At 58.3% G+C, this 4,768-nt stretch carries 4 protein-coding genes; 1 reads left to right on the top strand and 3 read right to left on the bottom strand.

Annotated elements, in window-relative coordinates; all coding sequences use genetic code 11:
- Positions 1-107: 107 nt before the first annotated feature.
- The 3 genes from FJ147_27280 to FJ147_27270 all read right to left on the bottom strand — a co-directional run bounded on the left by FJ147_27280 (position 108) and on the right by FJ147_27270 (position 4,129).
- On the bottom strand, positions 108-1,433 hold the full coding sequence (locus tag FJ147_27280) for a hypothetical protein (protein MBM4259588.1): 1,326 nt from the start codon (positions 1,431-1,433) through the stop codon (positions 108-110).
- Between the two features lie 195 nt (positions 1,434-1,628).
- Entirely contained in the window at positions 1,629-2,468 is an 840-nt protein-coding gene (locus FJ147_27275) for an FkbM family methyltransferase (GenBank protein ID MBM4259587.1), read from the bottom strand.
- A 137-nt stretch (positions 2,469-2,605) separates the two neighbouring features.
- On the bottom strand, positions 2,606-4,129 hold the full coding sequence (locus FJ147_27270; GenBank protein ID MBM4259586.1) for a hypothetical protein: 1,524 nt from the start codon (positions 4,127-4,129) through the stop codon (positions 2,606-2,608).
- Between the two features lie 219 nt (positions 4,130-4,348).
- Between FJ147_27270 and FJ147_27265 the strand changes: the two genes are divergently transcribed.
- A partial coding sequence (locus FJ147_27265) for an SDR family NAD(P)-dependent oxidoreductase (GenBank protein MBM4259585.1) occupies positions 4,349-4,768 on the top strand: 420 nt, incomplete at its 3' end.

Raw genomic sequence — 4,768 nt, 5'->3', positions numbered from 1 at the left:
CGCCGAAGCGATAGAGCGCTTTTGCAGGCGGATATCGTGTTTGCACGTGAGGGTCCTTGGTGGAACCCAGATCGTTGGTCCGGAATCTAGTGCTTGGAGGGGATTGCTCATGGTTCCCCAGGCCTTGGGGATCGCGAGAGTGCGCGACTTGCGTTAGCCCCTGACCTCAGACTACCGCGACCGTCGCTCTCCGAGGGCCATGCGATTGCAGCCCCAACGATGAACAGGACCACTGGTTTGTAAAAGCCTGCAAACGCTGACTCGAGTAGCGCGCAAGCGATGAGATACGCGGGAAACATGCGGTGACCTCCGCCCTCACGATGGCACAGACGCAGGACTGGGATCAGCACGAGCAGACTCGTCAGGGCAGCGCCAATCGGAATCCCAAACTTGACGAGAAGTGCCCCGGTCGCAAGGTGGACTGAAGTTTTCACCGCTTCGCCATCTACCCCGTCTTTTGTTAGACCATAGCGGCGAAAGCCGCGACCTAGTCCAACACCAAGCGCGCATTCGGCTCCAGACATCTCTTGAACCATGTCGCCGATCTCCCAGTCGCGACCCGAAAGCTCCAAGACTCCGATGTCACGTTGCCGCAAGACAAATGTTACGGCAAGTACTCCCGACACTATCACTACAAAGGCGAGGGCACACCAGAGTGATCGAGGTAACTGGGGTCTGCGCTTAAGCCAATCAAAGCGGGCTTGTAGCAACAACAATGCAGCACCGTTCACTAGTAGCGTCCGTGTTTGTGAGGCGACGCCCGTGAGGATCTCTGCTGCGACGATCGCAACGCCTAACAGTGCGCCACGAGAAGACATAAAGATGGCCGGTGAAGTGCATAAGGCCATACTCAGGGCAAAATAGACCGATGGACTGCCATATCTGGGGCCAAATAGCGAGAAGTACGCGTCACCCCACGCAGATGGCAGCGCTCCAATACGCATTAGCGCAACCTGACTGATGGCGGAGACTAGCGCGAGCACGCCCCAGGCTCGAATGGTGCGGATCAGCCGATGTGGAGCAGCCGCTGCGGCGCAACCCCCGGCGGCAAAGGAGCCTAGTTGCATGATGTCTTCGAGCATTACTCGAGTACTAGGGACGCTGTTGCTGCGATACTGCACGTACTCCATCGCGAGCGCAATGAGCGATCCATAAGCCGCAATGCAAATCACAATGAGGTTAGTGCGCGCTCGTATTCCCCCTGCAGTCAGCAGAAGGGGAGTCGCAAGCACGCAGGCTGAGCCGAAGATCGTGCTGCCGTAGTAGGGTAAGACCTGCAGCGTTACTTGGCTTGGCAGCAAGTAGCCGATCGCGCCTAGAGATAGAATCCCGTACCCCACAATCAGCGCGGCGTTGAAGTTCACCGCTCGCTGCTGGAACTTGAGTCCGAGTTGAGGGATCTCGCCACAGAGTCGGCCAATCAGGGATCTCATGACTGGGCCAGGGTCAGTCCCAGTGCAGTCGCCACTTCCAAGCGGCCGACGGCTTCACAGCCAGTACGCCAGCAAATCCAGCATCCAATATGGGTGGGAGCTGCGCAATCAGTGGTGTCGACCTTGGGCCTCAATCCACCGATCCTGTCTGGAGAGCACCGCTCCGCAAGATGACGTCCCTACCCGCCATGCGCATCAGTGCCCTTCGCGCAAAGGGCAGCGACCTCGCGCGAAGGCGAACACTGTGCCGTTGAAGGGTGGCTTGGGTTTCCTGTGAGTACGCTCCGCGTCTAACACCTCGTAGCCACACTGGCGCAGTGAGGCAATCACTTCGCCTGAGGAGTCGCCGAACTTGGAGAGCAGAGTATCGCTGCACTCGGCGACACAAGTTGGGTTGTACTGCTCTAGTACTGTACGGCCGCCCTTTAGCACCTTTGCTTCGGCTCCCTCAACATCCATCACGACTAGTGCCGGAACCTGACTCCCCAAGAGAGCGGCAAGGGTCATCGCAGGCACCTGTATGGCGTGCTGCTGCTCGCCCTGCGCGTAGCGCGGGACGATCCCCCCGATGGAGGAGTACTCAGGACGATCGTGAATTATGGAGAGTTCAACTTGCCCAGCGTGATCTGACACACACGCTTCGATGACTGTGACTCGATTCGCCACATTATTGCGCTGTAGATTTTCGTACAGAAGCGGCAGCACCTCGGGGTTTGGCTCCACCGCTAAAACCCGCCGGTCGGGAAATGTGCGGGCGAGGTGAACGGCGAGAAGCCCAATGTTCGCGCCGATGTTGACGATTACTCCCGGCTTGAGTTCGAACCGGTTGATCAGCCTTATCAACTTAGGCTCATACGTGCCTGCGAATGCAATCTGTGCGAGCGCTGATCGAGCATTCACCGCAAACACGCCCGCTGGCAAGGTGGTGCGGACTAGGAAGCGACCCCCAATCACATAATTGTGGAAGTTGATCCGCTGGTGGTAGGCGCGCCAGCAGCGGAGCGCAAGTCGAAGAGGATTGAAGCACGGTCTCATGACCACTCACAGGCTCCGATGACGAGCACTGACCGCTATCAGGGTCGTTGCTCTGCCCAGAGGCGGAGGGTAACAGAGTAGGCAGCTTTGGGTAAGGGTCGCGCGATCGAGCCCAGCGTAGGACCCGGTCCGTATTGCTACCCGCGGTGGAACAAAGTGGCAACTGGAAGCCGCCTCAAAACTCGTCGGAGGGTCTCTCGAACGAAATGGAGGGTCAATCCAGCGGTAGCAATGCTGCCTACGAGGGTTACCGTCAACAGGATTGCGGTTTCAGCGCGCCCGGTGGGAACGAGGAGTGCGCTCGTCAACTTACACATCCCACAAACGACAACTGCACCCAGCGTCGGGGGTAAGACATCACGAACGAGCCACGATCTAGGACTCAAGGTTGGAACCGTCGACAAGGATAGCCACACGCCTACTGTCGCAAAACCAATCGTTGTACCCAACCAGCCGGTCGCACCTCCTACCAACCCGAACTTTGGGACGAGCAGGATCATCATCGGGACCACGATGACAACTGCCAGAAGACTCACACCATTCCATGTGCGGGTGTCACCGATTGCGAGTCGTAGGTAGTAGCATGGAATACACAACATATGCAACATGGCTGCTGTAGCTAGGACCCTCAGGGTAGGTATAAGAGACGCCGCCAGTTCGGGATCTCCAGTCCACAGGTAAACCACTTCAGACGGAAACACAAAGAGTGTGATGGCGGTACCGCTACTGATAGCGCTGACTAGTTGGGATGCCCGATGAAAGGCGTCGACAGTGGCGTTGGGCAATCCAGTCGCGTGAAGCGCGGAAAATCTTGGATAGTAGGCCTGCATGACTGGAGCAACAGCCACTCTAACTATTGAGGCAGCTGTCGCAGCAACCACGTAACGCCCGTAGTCTTGGAGCTCAAGAAAGTGAGACAACAGAACCCTATCGGCTTGGCCGAGAATCAGAGTTAGGTAACCCCCGATTGCGGTGCCAGCTGCGAAACGCCATAACGTAGCGAGCCTTAGCAGACCGACCCGGATGCTCGCCACACCCCGGGGCATGATCCGGTAGGCCACGTGGGTGACTACTAACAGCGAAACCGTACTCGCAATCGCCTGCCACGCAAAGAACGCCCCTAACGTTGGTGACCACCAAGCCAGTACGCCGACAGCGCCTAAGCCTCGAACTGTTGCAGTAAGACTGTTGAGTGAGTTTGATAGTACTTGGCGCTGAAACCCATCAAGGCAGCCTAGATAAAGTCCTTCGACAAACCGCAGCCCCACCGACAAGGCCATCACTCGGATGGCTTGAGCCACGTCCTGAGGTGGAATGGACTGCGGCCTCAGCCATCGCTCCGAAACCCAGGTAGCGGACAGTGCCACCATGATCGTGAAGACGAGGGCCATGGTGTAGGTTGCCAACTCGACCACTCGCAGTAATGATCGAAGCTCACGATCGGTTTGAGTTCCTGCCGCAAATCGAGCCATCTCACGGCTCATCATGGGTCGTAGGCCCAGGTCAAGCGCCGTCATACAAGCTTGTATCGATGCGGCAAGGCCCACGACTCCGAAAGCTTCATCCCCCAAGTACTGCAGGTACCACGGAATGAACGCAACTGACATGAGCGCCTGCCACACGGCACCCATCGCATTGGCAGTGAGGTTCCGCTTTAACACAGATCAGTTACCGGTGAAGCCGAGCAATCTTGCCAACTTGATCAACAGCAGGGACGACCGTTCGGCCGCTGCAACGGAAGTTTACCGGGCATCACTCGTCCGCAGGTGCCGTGGTGAACCGCGATGTAAAGCCGTTTGCACTGTTAGCGGGCAGGGGCGAGCACCGCTGTCCGCACACGGGTGCGGTCTATCGCCTCCACGGCGATACTCTCGCCGTTCATGCCTGACTCCATCCTGCTCACCGGCGGCGCCGGCTTCATCGGCAGCCACATTGCGGTCGAGGTGGCCCGCGCCGGTCACCGTCCTGTGGTGCTGGACAACCTCTGCAACAGCAAGTCCAGTGTGATCGAGCGGCTTCGGCAGATCATCGGCCGCGCCGTCGATTTCGTGCAGGGCGACATCCGTGATGGCGCAGTCGTCCGCAAGGTAATCCGCGACTTTGGCATCAGCCGCGTGATCCATCTCGCAGGTCTCAAGGCGGTGGGGGAGTCGGTGAGCATGCCGCTTGCCTACTACGACAACAATGTCGTCGGCACGCTACGCCTACTTGAAGCGATGAACGACTGCGGCGTGCGGTCGATCGTGTTCAGCAGCTCCTGCACGGTCTACGGCGATCCGCAGCGGCTACCGCTCACCGAA

The organism is Deltaproteobacteria bacterium (assembly GCA_016874775.1).
Classification (GTDB): Bacteria; Desulfobacterota; Binatia; order Bin18; family Bin18; genus VGTJ01.
The sequence above is the reverse complement of the archived record's forward strand: the minus strand, read 5'-3'. Positions and strand labels throughout refer to the sequence as shown.